Raw genomic sequence first — 324 nt, 5'->3', positions numbered from 1 at the left:
TCATCTAACTCATTGCCTTGTGAATGAATACACTCACAAAATTCATTTCCAATATTCTCATATTTAGTATTAGCATATTGTTTTTTACAATCGGATAATGAATTTCTTGGCATAATATCAAATCCTTTTAGAAACATTAAAATTATAAGTCCAAAGGTTGCAGCAACTCCACCAAAAAACAGAAATGGGAATTTATTGTTCCATTTTTTTGGTCGCTTTACAATACCATAATCTGGTATATTTTTAAATGGTAAAATATATTTTAACTTGTCATAATTCCAAACGAGAATATACAAATTTGCTAAAAGCATTAATGGTGCAGAA

1 pseudogene is annotated in these 324 nt (G+C 27.8%); it reads right to left on the bottom strand.

What is annotated here, in order from left to right:
• Positions 1-324: pseudogene (locus tag OU788_RS12740) on the bottom strand (DoxX family protein); the annotation flags it as partial.

The organism is Tenacibaculum sp. L6 (assembly GCF_028823685.1).
Lineage (GTDB): Bacteria > Bacteroidota > Bacteroidia > Flavobacteriales > Flavobacteriaceae > Polaribacter.
Note: the sequence above shows the minus strand (reverse complement) of the source record. Positions and strands in the feature narration are given on the sequence as shown.